The organism is Stenotrophomonas sp. WHRI 8082, assembly GCF_040223995.2.
Taxonomy (GTDB): domain Bacteria; phylum Pseudomonadota; class Gammaproteobacteria; order Xanthomonadales; family Xanthomonadaceae; genus Stenotrophomonas.
This window is the reverse complement of the sequence record NZ_CP167826.1, coordinates 3,147,632-3,172,268: the sequence shown is the minus strand read 5'-3', so window position 1 is coordinate 3,172,268 and position 24,637 is coordinate 3,147,632. Positions and strand designations below refer to the sequence as shown.

At 66.0% G+C, this 24,637-nt stretch carries 27 protein-coding genes; 17 read left to right on the top strand and 10 right to left on the bottom strand.

Features of this window, described 5'->3' with window-relative positions:
• Positions 1-329: 329 nt before the first annotated feature.
• The 3 genes from cgtA to rplU form a co-directional block, all read right to left on the bottom strand.
• Complete coding sequence (gene cgtA, locus ABRP17_RS13805) at positions 330-1,385, bottom strand: Obg family GTPase CgtA (protein WP_188326511.1); 1,056 nt, start codon at positions 1,383-1,385, stop codon at positions 330-332.
• Between the two features lie 182 nt (positions 1,386-1,567).
• Positions 1,568-1,831: a 50S ribosomal protein L27 gene (gene rpmA, locus ABRP17_RS13800; protein ID WP_188326510.1), complete on the bottom strand. Its 264-nt coding sequence runs from the start codon at positions 1,829-1,831 to the stop codon at positions 1,568-1,570.
• Positions 1,832-1,842: 11 nt separating this feature from the next.
• A complete protein-coding gene (rplU, locus tag ABRP17_RS13795; protein ID WP_188326509.1) occupies positions 1,843-2,163 on the bottom strand; it encodes a 50S ribosomal protein L21 in 321 nt (106 codons plus the stop codon).
• 292 nt (positions 2,164-2,455) lie between these two features.
• On the opposite strand from rplU, the gene uvrA reads away from it, so the two are divergent.
• Both uvrA and ABRP17_RS13785 read left to right on the top strand, forming a co-directional pair.
• Positions 2,456-5,458, top strand: coding sequence for an excinuclease ABC subunit UvrA (gene uvrA / locus ABRP17_RS13790; RefSeq protein WP_349984561.1), 3,003 nt, complete (start codon positions 2,456-2,458; stop codon positions 5,456-5,458).
• Positions 5,458-5,865, top strand: a complete 408-nt coding sequence (locus ABRP17_RS13785) for a thioesterase family protein (RefSeq protein ID WP_192081406.1) — start codon at positions 5,458-5,460, stop codon at positions 5,863-5,865. The genes uvrA and ABRP17_RS13785 overlap by 1 nt, the downstream gene beginning before the upstream one ends.
• 177 nt (positions 5,866-6,042) lie before the next feature.
• Here the strand turns inward: ABRP17_RS13785 and ABRP17_RS13780 are convergent, their stop codons facing one another.
• On the bottom strand, positions 6,043-6,495 hold the full coding sequence (locus ABRP17_RS13780; protein WP_349984562.1) for a copper chaperone PCu(A)C: 453 nt from the start codon (positions 6,493-6,495) through the stop codon (positions 6,043-6,045).
• Between the two features lie 34 nt (positions 6,496-6,529).
• Here ABRP17_RS13780 and ABRP17_RS13775 point away from each other — a divergent pair, with 34 nt between their 5' ends.
• From ABRP17_RS13775 to ABRP17_RS13755, 5 genes are all read left to right on the top strand, one after another.
• Positions 6,530-7,306, top strand: a complete 777-nt coding sequence (locus ABRP17_RS13775; protein WP_349984563.1) for an enoyl-CoA hydratase/isomerase family protein — start codon at positions 6,530-6,532, stop codon at positions 7,304-7,306.
• A gap of 61 nt (positions 7,307-7,367) precedes the next feature.
• Entirely contained in the window at positions 7,368-8,276 is a 909-nt protein-coding gene (gene tesB / locus ABRP17_RS13770; RefSeq protein ID WP_188326504.1) for an acyl-CoA thioesterase II, read from the top strand.
• Between the two features lie 13 nt (positions 8,277-8,289).
• On the top strand, positions 8,290-8,814 hold the full coding sequence (locus tag ABRP17_RS13765) for a pathogenicity-like protein (RefSeq protein WP_349984564.1): 525 nt from the start codon (positions 8,290-8,292) through the stop codon (positions 8,812-8,814).
• Between the two features lie 137 nt (positions 8,815-8,951).
• Positions 8,952-10,172: a sigma-70 family RNA polymerase sigma factor gene (locus tag ABRP17_RS13760; protein WP_349984565.1), complete on the top strand. Its 1,221-nt coding sequence runs from the start codon at positions 8,952-8,954 to the stop codon at positions 10,170-10,172.
• Between the two features lie 242 nt (positions 10,173-10,414).
• On the top strand, positions 10,415-10,657 hold the full coding sequence (locus tag ABRP17_RS13755; RefSeq protein WP_349984566.1) for a hypothetical protein: 243 nt from the start codon (positions 10,415-10,417) through the stop codon (positions 10,655-10,657).
• 74 nt (positions 10,658-10,731) lie between these two features.
• On the opposite strand, the gene ABRP17_RS13750 is transcribed toward ABRP17_RS13755, so the two are convergent.
• On the bottom strand, positions 10,732-11,301 hold the full coding sequence (locus ABRP17_RS13750; RefSeq protein WP_192094944.1) for an EF-hand domain-containing protein: 570 nt from the start codon (positions 11,299-11,301) through the stop codon (positions 10,732-10,734).
• A gap of 157 nt (positions 11,302-11,458) precedes the next feature.
• Here ABRP17_RS13750 and ABRP17_RS13745 point away from each other — a divergent pair, with 157 nt between their 5' ends.
• A complete protein-coding gene (locus ABRP17_RS13745; RefSeq protein WP_188326500.1) occupies positions 11,459-12,214 on the top strand; it encodes an arginyltransferase in 756 nt (251 codons plus the stop codon).
• Positions 12,215-12,252: 38 nt separating this feature from the next.
• A complete protein-coding gene (locus ABRP17_RS13740; protein WP_349984567.1) occupies positions 12,253-13,470 on the top strand; it encodes an endonuclease/exonuclease/phosphatase family protein in 1,218 nt (405 codons plus the stop codon).
• Positions 13,471-13,581: 111 nt separating this feature from the next.
• On the opposite strand, the gene purT is transcribed toward ABRP17_RS13740, so the two are convergent.
• The gene (gene purT / locus ABRP17_RS13735; RefSeq protein ID WP_349984568.1) at positions 13,582-14,766 is read right to left on the bottom strand and encodes a formate-dependent phosphoribosylglycinamide formyltransferase; all 1,185 of its coding nucleotides are present in this window, start codon (positions 14,764-14,766) and stop codon (positions 13,582-13,584) included.
• 132 nt (positions 14,767-14,898) lie between these two features.
• Here purT and ABRP17_RS13730 point away from each other — a divergent pair, with 132 nt between their 5' ends.
• The 6 genes from ABRP17_RS13730 (at position 14,899) to ABRP17_RS13705 (ending at position 18,909) form a co-directional block, all read left to right on the top strand.
• Positions 14,899-15,777, top strand: a complete 879-nt coding sequence (locus tag ABRP17_RS13730; protein WP_349984569.1) for an SPFH domain-containing protein — start codon at positions 14,899-14,901, stop codon at positions 15,775-15,777.
• 21 nt (positions 15,778-15,798) lie between these two features.
• On the top strand, positions 15,799-15,978 hold the full coding sequence (locus ABRP17_RS13725; protein WP_188326496.1) for an Arc family DNA binding domain-containing protein: 180 nt from the start codon (positions 15,799-15,801) through the stop codon (positions 15,976-15,978).
• Positions 15,975-16,151 (top strand): DUF4177 domain-containing protein, encoded by a 177-nt coding sequence (locus ABRP17_RS13720; RefSeq protein ID WP_349984570.1) that lies wholly within the window; start codon positions 15,975-15,977, stop codon positions 16,149-16,151. The genes ABRP17_RS13725 and ABRP17_RS13720 overlap by 4 nt, the downstream gene beginning before the upstream one ends.
• Positions 16,152-16,153: 2 nt before the next feature.
• Positions 16,154-17,440: an alpha/beta fold hydrolase gene (locus tag ABRP17_RS13715; RefSeq protein ID WP_349984571.1), complete on the top strand. Its 1,287-nt coding sequence runs from the start codon at positions 16,154-16,156 to the stop codon at positions 17,438-17,440.
• Entirely contained in the window at positions 17,437-18,018 is a 582-nt protein-coding gene (locus tag ABRP17_RS13710; RefSeq protein WP_349984572.1) for a hypothetical protein, read from the top strand. Before ABRP17_RS13715 ends, ABRP17_RS13710 begins: the two co-directional genes overlap by 4 nt.
• 81 nt (positions 18,019-18,099) lie before the next feature.
• On the top strand, positions 18,100-18,909 hold the full coding sequence (locus ABRP17_RS13705; protein WP_349984573.1) for a M15 family metallopeptidase: 810 nt from the start codon (positions 18,100-18,102) through the stop codon (positions 18,907-18,909).
• A gap of 569 nt (positions 18,910-19,478) precedes the next feature.
• Here ABRP17_RS13705 and ABRP17_RS13700 read toward each other — a convergent pair.
• The 4 genes from ABRP17_RS13700 to ABRP17_RS13685 form a co-directional block, all read right to left on the bottom strand.
• A complete protein-coding gene (locus ABRP17_RS13700; protein WP_349984574.1) occupies positions 19,479-19,850 on the bottom strand; it encodes a DUF423 domain-containing protein in 372 nt (123 codons plus the stop codon).
• Positions 19,851-19,933: 83 nt separating this feature from the next.
• A complete protein-coding gene (locus ABRP17_RS13695) occupies positions 19,934-21,007 on the bottom strand; it encodes an SRPBCC family protein (protein ID WP_188326491.1) in 1,074 nt (357 codons plus the stop codon).
• A gap of 229 nt (positions 21,008-21,236) precedes the next feature.
• Complete coding sequence (locus ABRP17_RS13690; RefSeq protein ID WP_188326490.1) at positions 21,237-21,878, bottom strand: response regulator transcription factor; 642 nt, start codon at positions 21,876-21,878, stop codon at positions 21,237-21,239.
• Positions 21,878-23,068, bottom strand: coding sequence for a sensor histidine kinase (locus tag ABRP17_RS13685; protein ID WP_188326489.1), 1,191 nt, complete (start codon positions 23,066-23,068; stop codon positions 21,878-21,880). The genes ABRP17_RS13690 and ABRP17_RS13685 overlap by 1 nt, the downstream gene beginning before the upstream one ends.
• A gap of 140 nt (positions 23,069-23,208) precedes the next feature.
• Between ABRP17_RS13685 and ABRP17_RS13680 the strand changes: the two genes are divergently transcribed.
• Positions 23,209-23,805: a GNAT family N-acetyltransferase gene (locus tag ABRP17_RS13680; protein WP_188326488.1), complete on the top strand. Its 597-nt coding sequence runs from the start codon at positions 23,209-23,211 to the stop codon at positions 23,803-23,805.
• A 13-nt stretch (positions 23,806-23,818) separates the two neighbouring features.
• Positions 23,819-24,607 (top strand): septum site-determining protein MinC, encoded by a 789-nt coding sequence (gene minC / locus ABRP17_RS13675; RefSeq protein ID WP_349984575.1) that lies wholly within the window; start codon positions 23,819-23,821, stop codon positions 24,605-24,607.
• The last annotated feature ends 30 nt before the right edge of the window (positions 24,608-24,637 follow it).

Sequence of the window (24,637 nt, the reverse complement as noted above, 5' to 3'; positions counted from 1 at the left end):
AATGTCTCCGCCAACGGCCCGCTGCGCTCGCCGACCATGGGTCGGCGCTACCGCTTTTCATTTTTCATTACGTGGCGGGCCGCGCGCGGACTGTCAGGGCCGGGCGGGAGGGGTTGGTGGGGGCGTTGAGCGCCATGGATGGCGCGAAACGAGCGCTACATGGACGTACTTGTGCGCGTCCCCCACCAACCCCTCCCGCCCGGCCCCAACCCAGCAATCCGGCGTTTCGCGCGCCCCACCACGAGGGGCTCCGCCGTTCGCTGCCAACCAACAGCCAACAAAAAACCCGGCCGAAGCCGGGCTTTTCGCGTCCAACCAAACGAAGACGATTACTCGCCAGCCGCGTGACGCGCCTGCTGCTCGTCTTCCTTCTGGCGATCAAAGAACGCCATGATCTTGCTCATCACCGGGAACGTACCCTCGCGACCCAGCGCCGACACCAGGAACCACGGCTCCTTCCAGCCCAGATCCGCAATGATCTGCTCGGCCGCGGCCTTGGCCTCGTCCTCGAACATCAGGTCGGCCTTGTTCAGCACCAGCCAGCGCGGCTTCTGCAGCAGCTCCGGATCGTGACGCTCCAGCTCGCGCTCGATCGCACGCACCTGCTCCACCGGCGAGATTTCCACCCCGCCTTCCATCGGCGAAATGTCCACCAGATGCAGCAACAGACGGGTACGCTGCAGATGCCGCAGGAACTGCGCACCCAGACCTGCACCGTCGGCCGCACCTTCGATCAGGCCCGGGATATCGGCGATCACGAAGCTGCGGTAGTTCTCCACCTTCACCACACCCAAGTTCGGGTACAGCGTGGTGAACGGGTAATCGGCCACCTTCGGCGTTGCCGCCGACACCGCGCGGATCAGCGTGCTCTTGCCGGCATTGGGGAAGCCCAGCAGACCGACGTCGGCCAGCAGCTTCAGCTCCAGCTTCAACGAACGCTCTTCGCCCGGCTCGCCCGGCAGCGCCTGGCGCGGCGAGCGGTTGGTCGAGCTCTTGAAATGCATGTTGCCCAGGCCGCCACGGCCGCCCTTGGCCACCAGCAGGCGATCGCCGTGCGTGGTCATGTCACCGATCACTTCGTCGGTGGCCACGTTGGTCACCGTCGTGCCGATCGGCACGGTGATGATCAGGTCTTCGCCGCCCTTGCCATAGGCCTGGCGACCCATGCCGTTCTCGCCGCGCTGCGCCTTGAAGATGCGGTCATGGCGGAAATCGACCAGGGTGTTCAGGTTTTCGTCGGCGCGGATCCACACGCTGCCACCGCCGCCGCCATCGCCACCATCGGGGCCACCGAGCGGGATGAACTTCTCGCGACGGAAGCCGATACAGCCATTGCCGCCGTTGCCGGCGAACACTTCAATTTCTGCTTCGTCTACCAGTTTCATTTTTCGATGCCTACGATGGGCGCGGCAGCCTGCCGTCGCCTTGGGATTCTAGCGCGCCGGCGCAGCCGGAGCACGGCCACCTGGGCGGTGGGCCGGGTACTTCATTCAACGAAAAACCCCGCCGAAGCGGGGCTCTTCTGCAGCGAACCCATGACCAGCATGGGCTGCCAGCCAGGCCTGGATCAGGCTTCGACCGACACCACGCTGACGGTACGACGCTTGTTCGGACCCTTGACCGAGAACTCCACCTTGCCGTTCACCAGGGCGAACAGGGTGTGGTCACGGCCGAGGCCGACGCCGGTACCCGGATGGAACTGGGTGCCGCGCTGACGCACGATGATGTTGCCGGCGTCGATGGCCTGGCCACCGAAGATCTTCACGCCGAGGTATTTCGGGTTGGAGTCGCGACCGTTGCGCGAAGAGCCTACGCCTTTTTTATGTGCCATGACCTATCTCCTTACTTGCTGCTGCCACCGGCAACGCCGGTGATCTCGATTTCGGTGTAGTACTGACGGTGACCCTGGCGCTTCATGTGGTGCTTACGACGACGGAACTTGATGATCCGGATCTTGTCGGCACGACCCTGGGACAGGACGGTGGCAGTGACCGAAGCGCCGCTCAGGGCGTCGCCGATCTTGATGCCATCGCTGTCGCCGAGCAGCAGGATGTTGTCAAACTTGATCTCGCTGCCGACTTCGACTTCGAGCTTTTCCACGCGGAGCTTTTCGCCCTGCGCGACGCGGTATTGCTTACCGCCGGTGACCAGTACTGCGTACATGACCAGACTTCCTTTGTAGTTATTGTGGTCTATTGGCTGTTGCCATCGAGGGCAAACAGGAGCGGAATTGTACGCGAGCCCCCTGCCCCGGTCAACCCAGCCCCACGCCACGCAAACGCAGGCGGCACAAGGCCTTCATCACCCTGACTGGCAATCTCATCCCATGCGACTGGCGGCTGGCATTGTCGCCCATTGCCCCCATCTGGTCTGCTCGGTAGGCTGCTTGATTGCCGTCCCCGACGCCCTTCCTGCTGGCCGGGCCCCAGCCCAAGTCCCCACTACCGGATCCCCCATGGCGATGGATTTCATCCGCATCCGCGGCGCGCGGACGCACAACCTCAAGAACATCGATCTCGATCTGCCGCGTGACAAGCTGATCGTGATCACCGGCCTGTCCGGCTCGGGCAAGTCCTCGTTGGCGTTCGATACGATCTACGCCGAGGGCCAGCGCCGTTACGTCGAATCCCTGTCGGCCTATGCCCGCCAGTTCCTCAGCGTGATGGAAAAGCCGGACCTGGACCACATCGAAGGCCTGTCCCCGGCCATCTCGATCGAGCAGAAGTCGACCTCGCACAATCCGCGTTCGACCGTCGGCACCATTACTGAAATCTACGATTACCTGCGCCTGCTGTACGCGCGCGTCGGCACCCCGCGCTGTCCGGACCACGGTTACCCGCTGGAAGCACAGACCGTCAGCCAGATGGTCGACCACGTACTGACGCTGGATCCGGAACAGCGCTACATGCTGCTGGCGCCGGTGATCCGCGACCGCAAGGGCGAGCATGCGCAGGTCTTCGACCAGCTGCGTGCGCAGGGCTACGTCCGCGTGCGCGTGGACGGCGTGTTGTACGAAGTGGACGAAGTGCCGCCGCTGGCGCTGCGCCAGAAGCACACCATCGAGGCGGTGATCGACCGTTTCCGCCCGCGCGATGACATCAAGCAGCGCCTGGCCGAAAGCTTTGAAACCGCACTGAAGCTCGGTGACGGCATGGTGTCGGTGCAGTCGCTGGACGCAGCCGATGCGGCGCCCGCGCTGTTCTCGTCCAAGTACTCCTGCCCGGTCTGCGACTACTCGCTGCCCGAGCTGGAGCCGCGCCTGTTCTCGTTCAATGCCCCCATGGGCGCATGCCCCGGCTGCGATGGCCTGGGCATGGCCGAGTTCTTCGATCCGTCCCGCGTGGTCGTGCACCCGGAGCTGCCGCTGTCGGCCGGCGCCGTGCGCGGCTGGGACCGTCGCAACGCGTACTACTTCCAGCTGATCGCCTCGCTGGCCAAGCACTACAAGTTCGACGTGGATGCGGCCTGGAACACGCTGCCGGCCAGTGTGCAGAAGGCCGTGCTGTACGGCAGCGGCGATGAGACCATCAGCTTCACCTACTTCACCGAGGCGGGCGGGCGCACCCAGCGCAAGCACCGTTTCGAAGGCATCATTCCCAACCTGGAACGCCGCTACAAGGAAACCGAATCGTCGGCGGTACAGGAAGAGCTGGGCAAGTACATCAGCGAGCAGAGCTGCCCGGAGTGCAAGGGCGCCCGCCTGAACCGTGCCGCGCGCAACGTGTTCGTGGCCGACCGTCCGCTGCCGGACCTGGTGGTGATGCCGATCGACGAGGCGCTGACGTTCTTCAACACGCTGAGCCTGCCGGGCTGGCGTGGCGAGATCGCCAGCAAGATCGTCAAGGAAATCGGTGAACGCCTCGGCTTCCTGGTGGACGTGGGCCTGGATTACCTGAGTCTGGAACGCAAGGCCGATACGCTGTCCGGTGGTGAGGCCCAGCGCATCCGCCTGGCGTCGCAGATCGGCGCGGGTCTGGTCGGTGTGATGTATGTGCTGGATGAGCCGTCCATCGGCCTGCACCAGCGCGACAACGAACGCCTGCTTGGCACCCTCACCCGCCTGCGTGACCTGGGCAACACGGTGATCGTGGTGGAGCATGACGAAGATGCGATCCGTCTGGCCGATTACGTGTTGGACATCGGTCCGGGTGCGGGCGTGCACGGCGGCGAGATCGTCGGCCAGGGCACGCTGCAGGACATCCTGGATTCGCCCCGTTCGCTGACCGGCCAGTACCTGTCGGGCAAGCGCGGGATCGAGATCCCGGCACGCCGGCACAAGCCGAATCCGAAGACGACCCTGCACCTGCGCGGCGCCAGCGGCAACAACCTGAAGAACGTCGACCTGGCGATTCCGGCGGGCCTGATGACCTGCATCACCGGCGTGTCCGGCTCGGGCAAGTCCACGCTGATCAACGACACGCTGTTCTCGCTGGCCGCCAACGAGATCAACGGCGCATCGCACGACATCGCGCCGTACAAGGAAATCGACGGGCTGGACCTGTTCGACAAAGTCGTGGACATCGACCAGTCGCCGATCGGCCGCACCCCGCGCTCGAATCCGGCCACGTACACCGGTCTGTTCACGCCCCTGCGCGAGCTGTACGCGCAGGTACCCGAATCGCGTGCGCGCGGTTACTCGCCGGGCCGCTTCAGCTTCAACGTGCGCGGTGGCCGCTGCGAAGCCTGCCAGGGCGATGGCCTGATCAAGGTCGAAATGCACTTCCTGCCGGACGTGTACGTGCCGTGCGATGTCTGCCATGGCAAGCGCTACAACCGCGAGACGCTGGAGATCCTGTACAAGGGCTACAACATCAACGACGTGCTGCAGATGACCGTCGAAGATGCGCTGAAGCTGTTCGAGCCGGTGCCGAGCATCGCGCGCAAGCTGGAAACCCTGGTCGACGTGGGCCTGAGCTATATCAAGCTGGGGCAGAGTGCGACCACGCTGTCCGGCGGTGAAGCACAGCGCGTGAAGCTGTCCAAGGAACTGTCGCGCCGCGATACCGGGCGCACGCTGTACATCCTGGATGAGCCGACCACCGGCCTGCATTTCCACGACATCGAAGCGCTGCTGGGCGTGCTGCACAAGCTGCGCGACGAAGGCAACACGGTGGTGGTGATCGAGCACAATCTGGATGTCATCAAGACCGCCGACTGGATCGTCGATCTCGGCCCGGAAGGCGGCCACCGCGGTGGCACGATCCTGGTCACCGGCACGCCGGAAGACGTGGCAGCCTGCCCGACCTCGTACACCGGCCAGTTCCTGGCGAAGATGCTGCCTTCGATCAGCGCGCGTCCGGACAAGCCGGCCGCGGTGGCGAACAAGCCGGATGCCCGCCCGCCGCGCAAGGTGAAGCCGGAACCGAAGAAGAAGGCTGCCGCCGCCAAGAGCACCGGCACCACGACCAAGTCCGCCGCGACCAAGACCCCCGCGACGCGCAAGAAGAAGGACGCCTGATGAGCAACGAGCACAAGATCCTCGCCCGCATACCGATCAGCGTGCGCTGGCGCGACATGGACAGCATGGGCCACGTCAACAACGCCAAGTACATCTCGTACCTGGAAGAAGCGCGCGTGCGCTGGATGCTGGGCGTGGAAGGCGTGGCGATGACCGACCGCATCGCGCCGGTGGTGGCCGCTACCAACGTCAATTACCGGCTGCCGATCGTGTGGCCGAACGACATCCTGGTGGAACTGTTCGTGGAGCGGCTGGGCAACAGCAGCGTCACCATCGGCCATCGCATCGTCGACCAGCAGGACGAAACGCGCCTGTACTCGGACGGCAACGTGGTGGTGGTGTGGATGGATACGCAGACCGGCAAGAGCGCGCCATTACCGGATGCAGTGCGCAACGCCTCGACCTGAGCGACCGCTTGTTCTGCACGTAGACCCGCCGCTGCGCTCGCCGAGCGTGGCTCGGCGCTACAGACACCACCCCGGTAGCGCCGAGCCGCGCTCGGCGGCTTCTGCGTAGACCCTGCCGCTGCGCTCGCCGAGCGCGGCTCGGCGCTACCCGGCATCCGTCCGCACGACTGCGGGGTGTCAGGGGGCGGCCTTCCGCACCTGCAAGGTGATGCTGGCTTCGTCACCGCCGTCCAGCGCCAATACCACCGGCACCGCCTGCCCTTCTTTCACTGCGCCAGTTGCCTGCATCAACATCAGGTGCATGCCACCGGGTTTCAATTCGATCGTCGCGCCCGCCGGTATCGCCAGATGGTGCAGGTGCTGCATGCGGCTGACATCGCCCTGCACCCGGGTTTCATGCAGCGACACATCGGCGAAGGCCGCACTGCGCCCGCCGACCACCGTGACGGCCTTGCCGCATGCGTTGCGGATTTTCCCGTAGCCGGCGGTCATCGGCGTAGAGGCGGTCGGCGGCAATCGCGCCCAGCCCTCCTTTACTTCCAGGCAGGTCACCGTCGCTGCGGAGCCCACAAGGGCCGCAGCCCAGGCGCAGATCCCGAACAGTACGCCAACGAATGGTTTGGTTATCATCGGACCACGTTCCCTCACGGCAAGAGATCGCAGCATGACCACCCTCATCGAGGTGTACAACCACGGCCCCATCCGCGAACTGCGCCTGGCGCGGCGGCCGGTCAATGCGCTGGACACCGAGCTGTGCCGGCAGCTGATCCACGCGATCGAACAGGCCATGGCCGAGGACGTGCACGGCCTGGTGCTGTCCGGCAACGAGCGCGTGTTCACCGGCGGCATGGACGTGCCGCACCTGATGGCCCATGGCAATGACCAGCGCGCCCTGCTGGACAGTTGGCAGGCGTTCTTCGGCGCGGTGCGCACGCTGGCCGAGAGCCGCATCCCGGTGGTGGCCGCCCTGACCGGCCACGCGCCGGCAGGGGGCTGCGTGCTGGCGCTGTGCTGCGACTACCGGGTGATGGCGCGCAGCATTGACCCTGCCCAGCCCTTCACCATCGGATTGAACGAGGTACAGGTCGGCCTGGTCGCGCCTGAAGGCATCCAGCGCCTGCTGCGCCGTGCCGTAGGTGTTCACCGCGCCGGCATCCTGCTCACCACTGCGGCGATGGTGCCGGCCGAGCAGGCGCTGCAGATCGGCCTGGTGGATGAACTGGCGGACGGCGATCTGGTGGTGGCCCGCGCCGTGGCGTGGCTGCAGCGGCTGCTGAAGATGCCGCGCCAGCCCATGCTGCTGACTCGGGCCATCGCCCGCGCGGAGCTGCACGAAGCCCTGCACCCGGACCTGATCCAGCTGGATCGCTTCATCGAATCCTGGTACGCGCCCGATGCGCAGCAGGCCTTGCAGCACCTGGTCGCCCGGCTGGGTAAATGAACCGTGGGTCCGGGGGCGTCCCCGCTATAATCGCCCCCTGTCCTGACACCGGCTGTCCCTCTTGAACGACACGCACGAACCCGTCGTCTCCGAACTGATCGACCTGCTCACCCTGGAGCGGCTGGAAGACAACCTGTTCCGTGGCCAGAGCCGCGACATCGGCACCAAGTATGTGTTCGGTGGACAGGTGCTGGGCCAGGCCCTGGCTGCAGCCCAGGCCACGGTGGAGAACGGCCGCCACGTCCATTCGTTGCACGCCTACTTCCTGCGGGCGGGCAACATCGATCATCCGATCGTGTACGACGTCGACCGCACCCGGGACGGCGGCAGTTTCTCGGTACGCCGGGTCACCGCCATCCAGCACGGCAAGGTGATCTTCTTCTGCGCGGCCTCGTTCCAGCAGGCCGAACACGGCGCCGAGCACCAGCACAAGATGCCGGAAGTGCCGCAGCCGGAAGACCTGGAACCCAACCGCCCGCTGCCGCAGGACGTGCTGGAGCGGCTGCCGATCAAGGTGCAGCGCTGGCTGTCACGCGGCGGTCCGTTCGAGTTCCGCCACGTCTATCCGCGCGATGAACTCAACCCGCCCAAGCGCCCGCCGTATCATCAGGTCTGGTTCCGCCTGAGCGAGCCGGTGGGCGATTCCCCGGAGCTGCACCAGGCGCTGCTGGCCTATGCATCGGACTTCCACCTGCTGGGCACGGCAACGTTCCCGCACGGCATCAGCTATTACCAGCCGCACGTGCAGATGGCCTCGCTGGATCACGCCATCTGGTTCCACCGGCCGTTCCGCGCCGACGACTGGCTGCTGTACTCGCTGGACAGTCCCAGCGCGCAGGATTCGCGCGGCTTGGCACGCGGCCAGTTCTTCGACCGCCAGGGTCGGCTGGTCGCCAGCACGGCACAGGAAGGCCTGATCCGCGTGGTGCCCGACAGCGTCGCCGCAGCCGCCGTACCGGCGAAGGACTGAAGGACCCCATCCCATGAGACAGATATTCAGCAGCCAGCGCGTGGAAACCGTGGAGGGCGTGGCCGAGCTGCTGCGCAGCCATGACATCGAAGTACGTGTGACCGATGGGCGCACGTACCACACCAAACGCCGCGGCCAGTTCAGCTACCTCGACCAGAACAAGAACATCCGACCGCCCACGGTGTGGGTGGTGCGGGCCGACGACCAGCCGAAGGCGCGCGAGATCCTGCGTGATGCACGGCTGCTCGACACCACGCGCCGCGACCATCCGACCGCGGAATTCGCCTTCCGCGAACCCGCCGCTGCCACCAGCGGCCGCGGCTGGGCGTGGCGCATCCGCATCGCCCTGCTGGTAGTGATCGCCGGCGTAGCGCTGTTCATCGCGATGGGCCATCGCGGCGCACAGGCCCCGCAGCCTGCGCCCGCTGCACCTGCACCCGCCGCCCAGCCGCGGCCTGCCGCACCGACCCCGCCCGCCGCGCAGGAAGAGGAAGAGGAAGTCCGCGTGCGCATCCAGCCAGCCGCCCCGCAACGCTGACTGCAATGACGGCCGCTGGCCGTCAACGCAGACCGCCCGCGGCCGTCAGCGCAGACGGCCAGCGGCCGTCACTACCGGGCGGTCACATTCGCCGTGCCGCTTCGTCTTGGGACACAATCCCCGCAGGAGCGCCGCCCATGACGACTGTTGCCGCACCCTTCGATGATGTCCTGCACCGCGAACTGCCGGCCGCCGCAAAGGGCTGCCAGCACGCGTATGGCCGCATCGTGCAGGCGTGCCAGAACACGGTGACCGCCATCGCCCTGGCCATCACCCGTGATCGCGAGGCGAGCGAAGACATCGCCCAGGACGCCTTCGTCCGCGGCTGGCAGCAACTGCAGACGCTGCGCAATCCGTCCAGTTTCATGCCGTGGCTGCGGCAGATCACCCGCAACCTCGCCCGTGACTGGCTGCGCCGTCAGCGCGGTCGACCCCTGTCCGGCGATGCGGCCGATCTGGCCATCCAGATGGCGGCCGATCCATCGCCCGATGCAGCTGACCGCTTGCAACAGATCGAAGAAGAAACGGCGGCCGAAGACATCATCTCGGCCTTGCCTGAAGACAGCCGCGAAGTGCTGTTGCTGTATTACCGCGAGGGCCAGCGCTCGCAGCACGTAGCCAACCTGCTGGGCCTGAGTGACGCGGCGGTACGCAAGCGCCTGTCGCGCGCGCGCGGCATGGTGCGCGAGGGACTGCTGCAACGCTTAGGCGAGTTCGCCCGCAGCACGGCGCCCAGCGCCGCGTTCGCCACAGCAGTGGTATCGGCGCTGATGGTCGTGGCCCCGGGTACGGCCAGCGCGGCCATCGTGCTGGGTACCGTGGGCGCGGGCGGCACCAAGCTCGGCCTGGGCGGCGCCAGTGCGACCGGTGGCACGGCGCTGGGTTCGTTGACCGCAGCGGCATCCCAGCTGCCGGTATTTGCGGACCAACTCAGCGTGGGCGCGACGATCGGCGCCGTGGTGGGGGGTACGACCTTCAGCTACCTCGGCGGTCGCTACCTGATGTCATTCGCGGAATCGCCGCAGGAACGCACGCAGATCCGGCGTTTCGTGCACCTCAACACGCTCACTGCGCTCGTGGTCTGCATCACCGTGCTGGCGCTTTCGCTGCTGGCGGTACCGGTGTGGGTGGATCTGTTCGCCCTGTTCGCAGGCCTGTCGCTGGTGTGCTGGCAATGTCTGGTGCCGCTGCGGCAGATCATGCAGCCGCTGATCGACCGGGATGCCGAACGGCGCGGACGGCAGGGAAAGCGGAACTGGACGTACGAAGCGATGTACGGCAAGCAGGGCATGCTGGGCGCCGGCCTGGGTGCATTGATCGTGGTCGGGGCGTTGCTGTGGAGAAACGGTTCGCTGTAGTTCAAAGCGGCAGCGACCGAAGGGCGTCACTGCGCTGCGTATCCGCTGGCCGGCAGCCGCGTGACGGATTGCGCCGGGCACCATGCGCTACAGCACGTGTGGCCAGCACCGTTTTCAGATGCTTTCTCCCAATCGGAATCTGCATTGTTCCTCAATGCTCTCGGCGATGTGTGCAGTCAAGCTGGTCACGCGCCCAGATGATTCGTTCCGGCGCACATCCCGATGATTCAAGGAGATCGACAATGATCCTGCGCGCCGCAGCGCTTTCTACCCTGATGCTTGCCTGCCTTACGGCGACTGCATCGGAACGCGCCTCGTCTTTTATCTGCTTTGATACCAAATACGCCGGACTCAAGGTGCAGGTCAGCGCCAACTCAAACGCAGAGGCCGTGGACAAGGGCTACATTCTGCTGAAGAGCAGTCCCCTGAACCTGCCTATCAGCAAGGACCGCGTCCGCTGCAACCCAGGCGCGATCCTTCCATAACCCGTCAGGGGTAACGGCAACGACCGCCTGCCATCGTCGGATGCCCGTCGATGGCAGGCCATTGTGCTTCGCGGTTACTTGGCTGCAGGGCGAGCCGGACCCGCAGGTCCCCGGCCCTGGCCACGGGGACCGTGCATCGGGCCCTTGGCTGCATCGAACTCGGCCTTGCTCAACTGGCCGTCCTTGTTTGTGTCGGCCGCTGTGAACCAGGCATCCCGATGCTGCTTCATGCGCAGCTCGCGGTCGGCCTGGTCCAGGAAACCATCCTTGTTGATATCCATCTGATCGAAGCGTTCGGCCAGGCGCGGATCGGCTTTGGCTTCCTCACGGCTGATGCGGCCGTCCTTGTTGGTGTCCAGCTTCGCCAGCTGCTCGGCGTGGCCGCGGCCCGGGCCGCGGTGGCCGTGCTTGCCACGCGGCATTTCCTCGCGCGACAGCTTGCCGTCCTTGTTCGCGTCCATCTGGTCGAAACGCGCGACCAGACGCGGCGACGCGGCTGCTTCGGCACGATCGACGAAGCCGTCGTTGTTGGTGTCCAGCTTGGCCGGACGCTGCGGAGCGGGCGGCGCGTCAGCGGCCAGTGCAATGCCGGTAGCAGAGGTGCTGAACAGCAGGGCCAACAGCAGGGGGGTACGCAGGGTCATGGTGTCGCTCCAGTAGAAGGGGGTACCGGGGGTGCATGTCTGTCACCCTCGATATACGAACAACGCCCGGGCGGAGCCACGGTTGACCTGCCACCCCGCCGCGTTCATCAGGCAGACAGTCGCGGCTGATGCGACTGCCAGAAGTTATGCTGTCCGCATGGCACTACATGGCAACCGAGACGACGACCTGCGCCTGTTCCAGACCGGCGAGCACCCGTGCGGCTACTGGCCGGACCGAACCGCGCGCGACCTGGTGCTGGACCCGCACGACCGCCGGCTGGGTGGCCTGTATCCGATGGCGCTCAGCTGGGGGTTCCGGCGCAGTGGCGATCTGGTCTACCGGCCGCATTGTGCGCAGTGCCATGCCTGCGTGGCGGTGCGCATCCCGGTGCAGCGCTTCGCCGCCGACCGCAGCCAGCGCCGCTGCGCCGCGCGCAACGCCGACCTGGAAATCCGCATCACCGCCGCCACTGCCAGCGACGAGCTGTTCGCGCTGTATCGCCGCTACCTGTCGCACCGCCATGCCAACGGCGGCATGGACAGCCACGGCCCGCACGAGTTCGAGCAGTTCCTGATCGGCAGCTGGTCGCACACCCGCTTCATGGAAATCCGCCTGCCGCCGCCGCAGGGCGGTCCCGGCGCCCTGATCGGGGTGGCGGTCACCGACGTGACCGAGCAGGGCCTGTCGGCGGTCTACACGTTCTTCGATCCGGACCACGCCCAGCGCGGTCTGGGCACGTTCGCGATCCTGCAGCAGGTGGAATGGGCGCGCCGCGAGGCCTTGCCTCATCTCTACCTGGGCTACTGGATACGCGACCACCTGAAGATGGATTACAAGCGGAGGTTCCGCCCGCTTGAAGCCTATGACGGACGCCGCTGGAACGAGTTCGACCTGGAACTGGCCGGTCGCTGACAAGCCACTGACACAGGCGCCGGTGCACAATACCGACCATGAAAATTCCCGCCTTCCGCCTCCCTGCCCTGACCGTCGCCCTGGCCCTGCTGTGCGGCGGCTGCGCGCAGACCCCCGAGCGTACCGCCACGATGCCCGACGCCGCCTCCCCCCTGCGATTGGCCACCTACAACACCTCGCTGTACTCGGACGAGACCGGGGGGTTGATCGCCGAACTGGAAGGCGACAGCGCGCATGCGCGCAAGATTGCCGCGGTGCTGCAGCAGGTACGCCCGGACTTGGTCCTGCTCAACGAGTTCGACTTCGACGACGCCCATCGGGCTGCCGATCTGTTCCAGAAACGCTATCTGGAGGTCGCGCAGGACGGCGGCGGTGAGCCGCTGCATTTCGCCTACCGCTACCTGGCCCCGGTGAATACCGGCGTGCAGAGCGGGCTGGACCTGGACAACAACGGCGAAATCGGCGGGGAGGGCCGCAGCCGCGGCAACGATGCATGGGGCTACGGCCTGCACCCCGGCCAATACGGCATGCTGGTGCTGTCGCGCTACCCGATCGATGAAGCCAAGGTGCGCAGCTTCCAGTTGCTGAAGTGGAGCGCGCTGCCCGGAGCGATCCGCCCGGTGGACCCGCGCACTGGAACGCATTTCTACAGCGACGCGGTATGGGCCCAGCTGCGTCTGTCGTCCAAATCGCATTGGGACGTGCCGGTGCAGACCCCGTCCGGCGTGGTGCACGCCCTGGTCTCCCACCCCACCCCGCCGGTGTTCGATGGCCCGGAAAAGCGCAATGCCGCGCGCAACCATGACGAACTGAAGCTGTGGCAGGCCTACCTGTCGGCCGGCGACACGTCGTGGCTGTGCGATGACCAGAAGCGCTGCGGCGGCCTGGCGCAGGATGCCCGCTTCGTGATCCTGGGTGACCTCAACAATGATCCGGTGGACGGCGACGGCCGCCACGAGGCGATTGTCGAACTGCTGGAACACCCGCGCGTGCTGCGCCACGCCACCCCCTCCAGCGTGGGCGGTGAGCAGACCAGCCTGGCCTACGCCGCCAAAGGCATCACCCGCCGTGGCGCCCCGCAGCACGCAACCGGCGATTTCGGCCCGAAGTCGGGCACGATGCGGCTGGATTACGTGCTGCCCTCGGTCGGCTTCGCGTACCACGGCGGCGGCGTCTTCTGGCCCGCCAAAGGCAGCCCCGAGTCCCGCATCGCAGACGGCAGCGACCACCACCTCGTCTGGGCCGACGTCCGGTAACGCTGAGGGGTAGCGCCGACCGGGTAGAGCCGACTTCAGTCGGCTGCTCTTCGAGTCCGCGTAACGGCAGCCGACTGAAGTCGGCTCTACCTTGCAAAGACGGCAGCGGCCCTACTTCAGGCTTACGCCGATGGCGGCGGCGGCGTCGCGGGCGATGGCACGCGCTTGATCCGTGCTTTCGCCGCGGGCCAAGGTGACGCCGACGCGGCGATGGCCGTGCACACTGGGCTTGCCGAACAGGCGCACGGCGGTATCCGGCACCTGCAGCGCGGCGGCGACGTCGGCGAAGTGCGGCACGCCTTCGCCGTGTGCCAGCAACGCACACGAGGCGCTCGGTCCGCTCTGCCGGATCACCGGAATCGGCAGGCCGAGGATCGCCCGCGCATGCAGGGCGAACTCGCTCAGTTCCTGCGATACCAACGTGACCAGGCCGGTGTCGTGCGGGCGCGGTGAGACCTCGCTGAACCACACCTCGTCGCCCTTGACGAACAGTTCGACGCCGAACAACCCCCAGCCCCCGAGATCATCGGTGACGGCCTGCGAAATCTGCTCGGCGCGGGCCAGCGCCGCGGCAGTCATCGCCTGCGGCTGCCAGCTCTCGCGGTAGTCGCCATCCTTCTGCAGGTGGCCGATCGGCGCGCAGAACGAGGTGCCGCCCGCGTGGCGCACGGTCAGCAGGGTGATCTCGTACTCGAAGTCGATGAAGCCTTCAACGATGCAGCGGCCGGCACCGGCGCGACCACCGGTCTGTGCATACGCCCACGCCGGCGCGATGTCCGATTCGTTGCGCAGCGTGCTCTGCCCCTTGCCCGACGACGACATCACCGGCTTGACCACGCACGGCAGACCGATGGCCTGCACGGCCGCGCGATACTCTGCCTCGGTATCCACGAAACGGTATGGCGAGGTCGGCAAGCCGAGCGTTTCTGCTGCCAGCCGGCGAATGCCCTCCCGGTCCATGGTCAGCCGCGCGGCACGCGCCGTCGGCACGACGCGCAGGCCCTGCTCCTGTTCCAGCTGGACCAGCGTTTCGGTATGGATGGCTTCGATTTCGGGCACCACCAGATGCGGCTTTTCCTCTGCGATCAGCGCACGCAACGCCATGCCGTCCAGCATGTCGATCACATGCGCCCGGTGCGCGACCTGCATCGCCGGCGCATCGGCGTAGCGATCGGCCGCAATGACTTCCACGCCCAGCCGCTGCAGTTCGATCGCCACTTCCTTACCGAGTTCACCCGAACCGAGCAGCAATACACGAGTAGCGGAGGGCGACAGGGGGGTTCCAAATGCAGACATGGCGGCGATCCAACGGCGAGCTGATGGCGGAGGGGCATTCTAGCCGCTCCGGCTTTCCGGCCGAACAGTGGAACTTGCAAAGTGATATCAATTTGATATCTTCCAGATCAGACACCTCAAGGACGTATCGCCATGAAAGAACAGCCCATCCGCTCCCTCAATGGCCTGGCCGTACTGGCCGCCATTCTGGGCATCGCCGGCATTGCGGGCGTTGTATTCCTGGTCGGCATCACCGGTGCGAGCGGAGTGCGCCCCAGCCCGGTCCTGTTGCTGGGCAGTGTGCTGCTGATGATGGTGGCGGTGCTGCCGCTGATCGGCCTGTACACCGTGCAGCCCAACCAGGCCGCTGTGCTGAGCCTGTTCGGCAAGTATGTCGGCACGGTGAAAGACAACGGCCTGCGCTGGAACAACCCCTTCTATGCCAAGCGCCGGGTCAGCCAGCGCGTACGCAACTTCGAAAGCGGCAAGCTCAAGGTCAATGAGCTCGACGGCAGCCCGATCGAGATCGCAGCCGTGATCGTGTGGCAGGTGGTGGATGCCTCCGAAGCCGTCTACAACGTGGACGACTACGAGAGCTTCGTGCATATCCAGTCCGAATCCGCGCTGCGCGCGATGGCGACCAGCTATCCGTATGACCAGCATGAAGAAGGCCAGCTTTCCCTGCGCAGCCATGCCAGCGAGATCTCCCTGCACCTGAAGAACGAGCTGGCCGAGCGGCTGGCCGATGCCGGCGTGCAGATCATCGATGCGCGCATCAGCCATCTGGCCTACGCCGCCGAGATCGCCCAGGCGATGCTGCAGCGGCAGCAGGCCAACGCGGTCATCGCCGCGCGCACGCGCATCGTCGCCGGTGCGGTGGGCATGGTGGAAATGGCCCTGAGCGAACTGCAGAAGAACGGTGTGGTGCAGCTGGACGAAGAGCGCAAAGCGCACATGGTCAGCAACCTGTTGACGGTATTGTGCTCTGACCGCGGCACGCAGCCGGTCATCAATGCCGGATCGCTGTACTGAGTCGGTGTCACAGGAGTTTCCATGAGCGAGAAGAAAGCCTATCCACTGCGCATCAACGCCGATGTCCTGGCCGCGGCGCAGCGCTGGGCTGACGACGAGCTGCGCAGCCTCAACGCCCAGATCGAATACGTGCTGCGCGATGCGCTGCGCAAGGCCGGGCGGCTGCCCAAATCCCCCCCATCGAAGGAGCACAAGGAATGAGCAAGCGCTGGACCTATCACACCATCGAGATCAAGCCCGGCCTGATGGGCGGCTTCAAGGTCGATGAAGTGCAGACGGAACTGAATCGACAGGGGCAGCTCGGCTGGGAGCTGGTCAACATCGTCTTCGCTCCGTTGAATCCGATGATCCTGGTCTTCAAGAAGGAGGCCTGAGCATGCGTTTTTATCGCACGATGCTCGTCGTGGCGCTGTCACTGTCTGCCGGCCTGGCTTGTGCAGGCGAACCGGCGACGCGCGCGGTGCAACTGCTCGACCACCTGCAGGCAGGGCGTGTCGACGACGCCGAATCCATGTTCACCCCGCAGATGCGCGCTGCCGTGCCCGCTGCCAAGCTGCGTGCATTGTGGCAATCACTGGGTGATCTGCAACAGCGCGGCGATGCACGCGTGAGTACGCAGCAGGGAATGCAGATGGTGGAGGTTCCGCTGCAGTTCGCCAGCGCGGCCTTGATCGCGCAGATCGCGGTAGACCCACAGGACAACATCGCCGGCCTGCTGCTGCGCCCTGCCCCGGCCGCGAAGGCACCCGCGCCCGCAGCGGACGCCCGCTTCCTGGAGCTGGAGTTCAGCGTTCCCCAGCAGCGCGGCGCACTGCCCGGCACGCTGGTGCTGCCCAAGGGCAAGGGCCCCTTCCCCGCGGTGGTGCTGGTCCACGGCTCCGGCCCGCAGGACCGCGACGAGACCGTTGGCGGCAACCGCCCTTTCCTGGACATCGCGCGCGGCCTGGCGGCACACGGCATCGCGGTACTGCGCTATGACAAGCGCACCCTCGCCCGCCCGCAGGATTTCCAGCAACCGTTCGACATCGATGACGAGACCACCGACGACGCCGTCGCGGCACTGACCGCACTGGCCGCCGATCCCCGCATCGATGGCAGCCGTGTGTTCGTCCTGGGCCACAGCCAGGGCGGCATGTTGGCACCGCGCATCGCCAGCCGCTGGCCGCAGGCACGCGGCGTGGTGATGTGGGCAGCGCCGGCGCGCGGCCTGCTGGACCTGCTGCCCGAACAGAACCGCTACCTGCTGGGGCTGGACGGTGACATCACTGCCCCCGAACAGGCCTTCCTCGACACGTTGGACGCACAGATCGCCGCTGCGCGCAGCGACGTGCCTGCTGCCGCCAACACGTTGCCGTTGGGCGTGCCCCAGCACTTCTGGAAGAGCATCGAAGCAGTAGATGCACGGGCCGATGCCAAGGCCTTGCGCAAACCGCTGCTGCTGGTCCACGGTGGGCGCGACTTCCAGATCACCGACACCGACTGGGCGCTGTGGCAAGCCGCATTGAAGGGACGCAACGACGTCGCGTGGAAGCGCTATCCGGCCTTGAACCACATCGGCATCGCCGGCACCGGACCCAGTTCGCTGAAGGAATACACGCAGGCCGGCCACGTCGATGATCAGCTGGTGGATGACATCGCCACCTGGATCGAGGCGCAGAAGTGAGCGGCGGCAGCGACCCCCGCCGTTTCGACGTGAGCGAGGATTCGGCACTGCGCCTGCTCTGGATCCTGCTGCCCATGCTGTCCTTCATTGGCGTGACGGCGTGGCACCTGCGCGAACCGGCGCCCTTCTCGACGCTCATCTTCGACATCACCGCCTCGCCCCCTTACTTCACGATGGGGGGCAGCCCTGGATGGAGTCTGCTGGTGGCGATCACCGTCACTGGCGTGCTGTGCTGGAAGTATTTCCAGCGCCGGGTGCAGCTGGACAACGGTGTGCTGACGGTGTGGTCCACGTTCTATCGCCGCCGCACGGCCGTCGTGGACATGCAACTGGACGAAGCCGTGGTGGTCGATATGACGCGGGACCGGCGGCAAGGGCTGCAGTGCAGGACGAATGCGTACAGCCTGCCCGGCTTCCACTCCGGCAATTACCGCCTGCGCGGTGGCGGCAAGGGCTTCGCCCTGGTGACCGACCTGCGCCGGGTACTGGTGATCCCGGTGCGCGAGGGGCCTACCCTGCTGCTGAGCGTGGAGCAGCCACAGCAGCTGCTGCAGGCGCTGCGTAACGATCGCGGTTGAGCGGGGGCCTGCGCCATTGTCGGGGCGACCGGGTGGCATGCCCTGGCTGTCCCCCACGGCGCTTCGCGCTAAGCTGACCGCATGCGCCGCTCAATCCCCCTGCTGCTGAACACCGACGCCATCGAAGCGTGGCCCGCCCCGCTGCTGCGCGCCCACGGCAATGCCGATGCGCGCCTGTTGGCGCGGGCGGATTGGGTACTCCGGCGCAAGCGCGACGGCCGCTATCTTGCAGCGGTGCTCGATCAGGGCGTGCATTCGCTGATCGCCCAGCTGCCACGGGAACCCGGTACCGCCGAGGCGCTCGACGCGCTGTCGTGGCTGGATCCTGCGCGCGGCGCGGGAACCTTGGACACGCGCCTGCTGTCCCCGCAGGGCCTGCGGGAGCGGCTCGAGCCGCTTGGGCTGGATGCTGATGCGTACGCGGACCAGAGTGGCCTGATGCTTGAGCCGGAACCGGTGCTGCTTCACTACGCCGGTCGCGACCGTTTCCATCGCCCCCTGTGGCTGCGTCGAGCGGCGGCCTTGGCGTGGCGACGCATGCGCCTGCAGGCAGCACGCAACGGCGTCGCCCTGGACGCGATTTCCGGTTACCGCAGCCATGCGTACCAGCTGGGAATTTTCGAACGCAAGCGGGCTCGCGGGCAGCAGGTCGAACAGATTCTGCAGGTGAACGCGGCGCCGGGTTTCAGCGAGCACCACAGTGGCATGGCGCTGGACATCGGCACACCCGGCGAGCCGCCTGCGGAAACGTCGTTCGAGCACAGCCCGGCGTTCGCCTGGCTGCAGGAACATGCGCACCGGCATGGATTCCGGATGAGTTACCCGCAGGGCAACCCGCATGGCATCGTCTACGAACCGTGGCATTGGCGATGGCACCCGGCCGGCGCCTGAAACGCGCCTGATTGACGCTCGGCGAGCGCAGCGGTGTCTAGCACCCCCGCCGAGCACGACTCGGCGCTACAACGGCCGGCCCCGAAATGCCCGCGATCGCTAGCGCCGAGCCACGCTCGGCGAGCGCAGCGGTGCCTGACGCCTCCGCCGAGCACGGCTCGGCGCTACAACAGCCTGCCCCGAAATGCCCGTGATCGGTGGCGCCGAGCCATGCTCGGCGAGCGCAGCGGTGTCTGACACCTCCGCCGAGCACGGCTCGGCGCTACAACAGCCGGCCCCGAAATGTGCGTGATCGGTAGCGCCGAGCCACGCTCGGCGAGCGCAGCGGTGCCTGACACCTCCGCCGAGCACGGCTCGGCGCTACAACAGCCTGCCCCGAAATGTGCGTGATCGATAGCGCCGAGCCACGCTCGGCGAGCGCAGCGGTGCCTGACGCCTCCGCCGAGCACGACTCGGCGCTACAACGGCCGGCCCCGAAATGCCCGTGATCGGTAGCGCCGAGCCACGCTCGGCGAGCGCAGCGGTGCCTGACGCCTCCGCCGAGCACGGCTCGGCGCTACCAAGGTCACTCAGCGCCGCAAGGCGTCTACCGCCACCAGCACCCACCCCAGCATCAATGTGCTGCCGCCGATCGGTGCGAAGCGTGTCGGCCACTGCCAGAGCGCGTTGCCGGCCAGGCTGCCGGCAAACAGCAGCGTGCCCAGCAGCAGCACGCACAACCCCAGCTGCGCGAAGAACGTGCTCGCCCGCGGCCCAAATGCCACCAGTACCGCACCGTGCGCGAACGCATACAGGGCGGCCATGTTGAGGTGCTGCTGCGCCAGCGGGTCGCTGACACCGTGCGAGGCGTAGGCAGACAAGCCGATGGACGCTGCGGCCAACAGCGCGCCGATGCAGGCCAGCAGCGAAGGCCTGCGGGTACGTCGATCCATGGAAAACATAGCGGCTCCTTGGGCACTACAAAAAAAAACGCGCCGCAGTGAGCGGCGCGTTTTCGTTCGTACGTTACATCAGGCGTCCAGGCTTACTTGACGGCCCAATAGATGTCGTACGTACCTTCTGCAGTGAAGGACTTCTGCACGCCACCATTCCAGGTTTCGTACGGGCGGTCGATCACTTCGTTACCGCCGGTCACCGACCAGGCGCGCAGGGCATTGCGGGCAATGTCCAGGCCAGCCATGTGACCGGTGAAGGTCGCATGGGCCGAGCGGTGCGGTGCAACGCGGACGTACTTCACCGGCGCGCCACCGTCGATCTTGACGGTCAGCTCTTCAGCCGACACGCCCTCGGTGCCCTTCTTCTTGACCGGCTGGGCCACGTCGAAGGCGTACTTCTCTGCACCGAAATCGGTGGTGATCAGGCGGAACGGACCTGCAGCTTCCAGGTTGTTCGCTTCCATCACGCGCTTGATCCACTCTTCGTTGTCAGCGATGGACTTGGTGATGGTGGCTTCGCCACGATCCACGTTGCCCGCGTTGACGACCAGCAGATCTTCGGCCGGGACATCCACGATGGCCAGGTCGTTCAACGGTGCTTCGGCGGTGCGGTAATCGATGTTCGGCACCGTGGCCAGCATGTTCGCCATGCGCGACAGACCCAGCTTCAGGTCGTCACCGATGTGGCGGCTGACGTACAGGCCGGCATAACGACCGAACAGATCGAAGCCGTAGTTGACGCTGTAATCCTGGGTGATCTTGACGTTGCGGCCACCCTTGCCAGTCGGCTCGAGCAGGAACGTGGTCACCTTGTCGCTGCCCTTGGTGGCATCGTCGACAGCGATTGCAACGCGCTTGTTTTCTTCGCTCTCGGTGATCTTCCAAGTGCCGTTGCCCAGGTCCTTGGAGGTGTAATCCAAGGTGGCACCGACGCCGGCAGCCGGGCCGGAGAACTTCAGTTCGGCAGCGGGATCACGCAGCAGGAGTGGGTTCCAATCCTTGAAGCGGCGCAAGCTGTTCACCGTGTCGAACACGATCGTCATCTTGCGGTTGGTTTCGATGCTTTCCGAAACATGGCGCTGGCCCGGCAAGACCACGCCGATGATGACGAACAGGCCAGCCACGATCCCCAAAGCGATCAGGAACTCGATAATACGGGTCATTCAGAAGTCTCCGGGGCCGATCCCACGGCCGGGTTGATTGAAGCGAAGCGCCAATCCTAGCAGCTTCGTTGGCGTTGTAGATCTGGTTTTGGCGTACCGGTTTCCGTGCCGGCAACCGTTTTGTACATACAAGGGACCGAAGGGTAGCGCACATCCGCTACCCACCAGTAGGGGGTCCCCTTCAGCGGGTCGTTCAGTTTATCGCCAAACCCTTGTCATTCAAGGTTTTTCACACCAACTGCAACTCGAATGCCTTGAGCACGGCGCGCGTACGGTCGCGCACACCGAGCTTGGACAGGATGTTGGAAACGTGGTTCTTGATCGTGCCCTCGGCCACGCCGAGCGAATTGGCGATCTCCTTGTTGGAGAAACCGCTGGCCATCAGCCGGAGGATCTCCGTCTCGCGATCGGTCAACGGGTCCGGCCGGTCCAGGCTGACGAACTCGTTGCGCATGTGCTCCAGTCCGGACAGCAGCCGTTGGGTCACCGCCGGCTGTACCAGCGATCCGCCCTCGGACACCGTGCGGATCGCCCCGACCAGCTGGTCCAGGGTCACATCCTTGAGCAGATAGCCCTTCGCACCGGCCTTCAGCCCCGCCAGCACCAGCTGGTCATCGTCGAAGGTGGTGAGGATGATGGTGGGCGGCAGTTGCCCCAGCTTGGACAGCATCTGCAGCGCCTCCAGCCCCGACATCGCCGGCATGCGCATGTCCATCAGCACGACGTCCGGCTTCACCTGCGGAATGAGCTCCACCGCCTGCCGGCCGTCGGCCGCCTCGGCAATGACTTCGATGCCATCGTCCAGTGCAAGCAGCGAGCGGATTCCCTGCCGCACCAGGGTTTGGTCGTCGACCAGGCATACGCGAATCATCAACGAACTCCTTCAGGTGCAGTGCTCAGCGCCAAGGCCGGGACACCGGGAACCGTGGCACGCAGGCAGAAGCCTTCGCCACGGCGGGTTTCAATCTCCAGCTGCCCGCCGCATTGCTGCAGGCGTTCGCGCATTCCGCGCAGGCCATTACCTACCACGATTCCGTCCGTGCCGGCACCATCGTCGCGTGCTTCCAGGCTCACTCCGCCCTCTTCCCGGCGGACCTTGAGCCACAGATTACGCGCACCGGCGTGGCGCACGGTATTGGTGATGATCTCCTGGGTGCAGCGCAGCAGCACATGGGCGCGCTCGGGATCTTCCACATACAGCGGCGTGGGCACGTCCAGGTGCACCTCCAGCGCCGGTACGCGCAGGGTCAACGGGCGCAGCGCCGCCGCCAGATCGATCGCGCCGCTGTCGCGCAGCTGGCTGACCGCTTCGCGCACATCGGTCAGCAGCAGCCGCGCCAGCGTGTGCGCCTGATGCACGTGCTCCTGCGCGCGTCCCTCGGTGATGTGACCGGCGACCTCCAGATTCAGGCTGAGCGCGGTCAAGTGGTGGCCCAACAGGTCATGCAGCTCGCGGGAAATGCGCGTGCGCTCGTTGACGCGGGCACTTTCGGCCAGCAGTACACGGGTGGCGCGCAGCTCGGTATTCAGACGACGCTGTTCTTCACGGGCATCGGTCTGCTGCCGGGCCACCAGACTGGTGACGAAGATGAACATCGAGAACCCGCCGTACAGCAGCGACTGCATCACCGCCTCGAACAGGGGGAAGCGCAGCAGCACGTAGTAGACCGGCGCCACCGCCAACTGGCTCAACAGCAGCCAGATCACGCCGTAGTGCGCGGCAAGCATCCACGGGATCACCCCGGCGGCGACCATCATCAGGATGCTGCCCAGCCCCGAGCCGCTCAGGAAGCTGACGCCGAGCGCGGAAATGGTCAGCAGCACGAGCATGCCGCGGTCCATCCAACTGGCGTGGCCCCCACTGCGCAGATCACGGGTGAGCAGGAAGTAGGCCCCGCCGAACACCAGGTAGGCACCGAACAACAGCATGGCCGGCCCGTTGTCAGCGCCTTGCCGCTGCAGGTTCTCTATCTGTGAATAAACCAGCGGCAGGCCGACCATGACCCAGGTGAACAGGCCGGCCAGACGGAGGACGCGGGTATGACTGAGGGCTCCCAACATCCCTGCATCTTAGGCTGAACCCGGCCCGCGTCACTCCCACGGAAGTCATGCCCCGGATTCCCCCGGCGACGGTCCCCCCATGCAATAATCAATGGGAGCGGTCCGGAAACGGGCCACACGCACCACCCCACGGAGTCACAATGTCGATTGTCATCCGCGACGTGCGCGAGCATGAGCTCGATTCCGTCCTGGCCTTGAACAACAATGCCGGCCTGGCGATCCTGCCGCTGGACGCGCACCGGCTGCATCTGTTCTATGAAACGGCCGAATATTTCCGCGTCGCCGAGCGCGACGGCAACCTTGCCGGCTTCCTGATCGGGTTCGGCAGCGCAAGCGAGCACGACAGCAGCAACTTCGCCTGGTTCAAGCAGCACCTGGACAGCGGATTCTTCTATATCGACCGCATCGTGGTCGCCAGCCGTCGGCGTGGCGGCGGTGTCGGGCGGGCGTTTTACGCTGATGCGCAGAGCTATGCCGAACTGCGCTACCCGCAGATGACGTGCGAGGTCTTCCAGGACCACGGCGCGGATGCGGCACTGCTCTTCCACGGCAGCTTCGGCTTCCGCGAACTGGGCCAGAACACCATGCCGCACGTCGATGTACGCGCCAGCATGCTGGCCAAGGAACTGTGCAGCTACGCTTGGGTGAGTGATACCTATGGCGGCAAGCTGCCAGACGTGGCATGGGCGCGTGGTCGGCAGTTGCCGGCGCACGCACAGCAGCCGACGGGTACTTGAGGTGGCGGTGAACATGGATTACGAACAGGCCGGTGAGCTGAAGATCGGCCAGGTGGGCATTGCCAACCTGCGCATCCGCACGATGGATGTCGAATGGCTGGTGCAGGAAATGAACGAGCGGGTCACGCGGGCGCCGAAGTTGTTCGGCCGCGCCGCAGTGATCCTGGATTTCGGCGGCCTGACCCGCGCACCGGATGTTGCCAGTGCGCAGGCGCTGCTGGACGGGCTGCGCGGCGCCGGCGTGCTGCCGGTGGCGTTGGCCTACGGCACGTCGGAAATCGAGCTGCTGTCCCAGCAGCTTGGCCTGCCGCTGCTGGCCAAGTTCCGCGCCCAGTACGAGCGCGGGGATGCCGAGCCGGTAACGGCACGCCAGGCCCCTGCTGCTGCGCCCGCGCCGACGCGTGAACCGCGCCGTGCGGCGGCGGCAAGCGCAGCGCTGGCGGCGCCCCCGCCGGCCACCGGCGGTGCACCGAAGCCGGGCCGCATGCAACTGGCCAACGTACGATCGGGCCAGCAGCTGTACGCGGAAAACTGCGACCTGACGGTGATGGCAACCGTGGGCGCCGGCGCCGAAGTCATCGCCGATGGCAGCATCCATATTTACGGCACCCTGCGCGGACGCGCGCTGGCCGGTGCCCAAGGCAACACCGCGGCGCGTATTTTCTGCCGCGATTTCCATGCCGAACTGGTAGCCATTGCCGGCCACTACAAGGTATTGGACGATGTACCGGACAACCTGCGCGGCAAGGCCGTGCAGGTCTGGCTGGAACAGGACCAGATCATGATCGCTGCGCTTGATTGACGCAGCCCCAACCAGAACTAGAGCAGGAGA

What these genes read in the sequence shown, in the direction of transcription:
- cgtA (WP_188326511.1), bottom strand. Translation starts at nt 1,385, where the DNA reads ATGAAACTGGTAGACGAAGCAGAAATTGAAGTGTTCGCCGGCAACGGC.
- rpmA (WP_188326510.1), bottom strand. Translation starts at nt 1,831, where the DNA reads ATGGCACATAAAAAAGGCGTAGGCTCTTCGCGCAACGGTCGCGACTCC.
- rplU (WP_188326509.1), bottom strand. Translation starts at nt 2,163, where the DNA reads ATGTACGCAGTACTGGTCACCGGCGGTAAGCAATACCGCGTCGCGCAG.
- uvrA (WP_349984561.1), top strand. Translation starts at nt 2,456, where the DNA reads ATGGCGATGGATTTCATCCGCATCCGCGGCGCGCGGACGCACAACCTC.
- ABRP17_RS13785 (WP_192081406.1), top strand. Translation starts at nt 5,458, where the DNA reads ATGAGCAACGAGCACAAGATCCTCGCCCGCATACCGATCAGCGTGCGC.
- ABRP17_RS13780 (WP_349984562.1), bottom strand. Translation starts at nt 6,495, where the DNA reads ATGATAACCAAACCATTCGTTGGCGTACTGTTCGGGATCTGCGCCTGG.
- ABRP17_RS13775 (WP_349984563.1), top strand. Translation starts at nt 6,530, where the DNA reads ATGACCACCCTCATCGAGGTGTACAACCACGGCCCCATCCGCGAACTG.
- ABRP17_RS13765 (WP_349984564.1), top strand. Translation starts at nt 8,290, where the DNA reads ATGAGACAGATATTCAGCAGCCAGCGCGTGGAAACCGTGGAGGGCGTG.
- ABRP17_RS13760 (WP_349984565.1), top strand. Translation starts at nt 8,952, where the DNA reads ATGACGACTGTTGCCGCACCCTTCGATGATGTCCTGCACCGCGAACTG.
- ABRP17_RS13755 (WP_349984566.1), top strand. Translation starts at nt 10,415, where the DNA reads ATGATCCTGCGCGCCGCAGCGCTTTCTACCCTGATGCTTGCCTGCCTT.
- ABRP17_RS13750 (WP_192094944.1), bottom strand. Translation starts at nt 11,301, where the DNA reads ATGACCCTGCGTACCCCCCTGCTGTTGGCCCTGCTGTTCAGCACCTCT.
- ABRP17_RS13745 (WP_188326500.1), top strand. Translation starts at nt 11,459, where the DNA reads ATGGCACTACATGGCAACCGAGACGACGACCTGCGCCTGTTCCAGACC.
- ABRP17_RS13740 (WP_349984567.1), top strand. Translation starts at nt 12,253, where the DNA reads ATGAAAATTCCCGCCTTCCGCCTCCCTGCCCTGACCGTCGCCCTGGCC.
- purT (WP_349984568.1), bottom strand. Translation starts at nt 14,766, where the DNA reads ATGTCTGCATTTGGAACCCCCCTGTCGCCCTCCGCTACTCGTGTATTG.
- ABRP17_RS13730 (WP_349984569.1), top strand. Translation starts at nt 14,899, where the DNA reads ATGAAAGAACAGCCCATCCGCTCCCTCAATGGCCTGGCCGTACTGGCC.
- ABRP17_RS13725 (WP_188326496.1), top strand. Translation starts at nt 15,799, where the DNA reads ATGAGCGAGAAGAAAGCCTATCCACTGCGCATCAACGCCGATGTCCTG.
- ABRP17_RS13720 (WP_349984570.1), top strand. Translation starts at nt 15,975, where the DNA reads ATGAGCAAGCGCTGGACCTATCACACCATCGAGATCAAGCCCGGCCTG.
- ABRP17_RS13715 (WP_349984571.1), top strand. Translation starts at nt 16,154, where the DNA reads ATGCGTTTTTATCGCACGATGCTCGTCGTGGCGCTGTCACTGTCTGCC.
- ABRP17_RS13705 (WP_349984573.1), top strand. Translation starts at nt 18,100, where the DNA reads ATGCGCCGCTCAATCCCCCTGCTGCTGAACACCGACGCCATCGAAGCG.
- ABRP17_RS13700 (WP_349984574.1), bottom strand. Translation starts at nt 19,850, where the DNA reads ATGTTTTCCATGGATCGACGTACCCGCAGGCCTTCGCTGCTGGCCTGC.
- ABRP17_RS13695 (WP_188326491.1), bottom strand. Translation starts at nt 21,007, where the DNA reads ATGACCCGTATTATCGAGTTCCTGATCGCTTTGGGGATCGTGGCTGGC.
- ABRP17_RS13690 (WP_188326490.1), bottom strand. Translation starts at nt 21,878, where the DNA reads ATGATTCGCGTATGCCTGGTCGACGACCAAACCCTGGTGCGGCAGGGA.
- ABRP17_RS13685 (WP_188326489.1), bottom strand. Translation starts at nt 23,068, where the DNA reads ATGTTGGGAGCCCTCAGTCATACCCGCGTCCTCCGTCTGGCCGGCCTG.
- ABRP17_RS13680 (WP_188326488.1), top strand. Translation starts at nt 23,209, where the DNA reads ATGTCGATTGTCATCCGCGACGTGCGCGAGCATGAGCTCGATTCCGTC.
- minC (WP_349984575.1), top strand. Translation starts at nt 23,819, where the DNA reads ATGGATTACGAACAGGCCGGTGAGCTGAAGATCGGCCAGGTGGGCATT.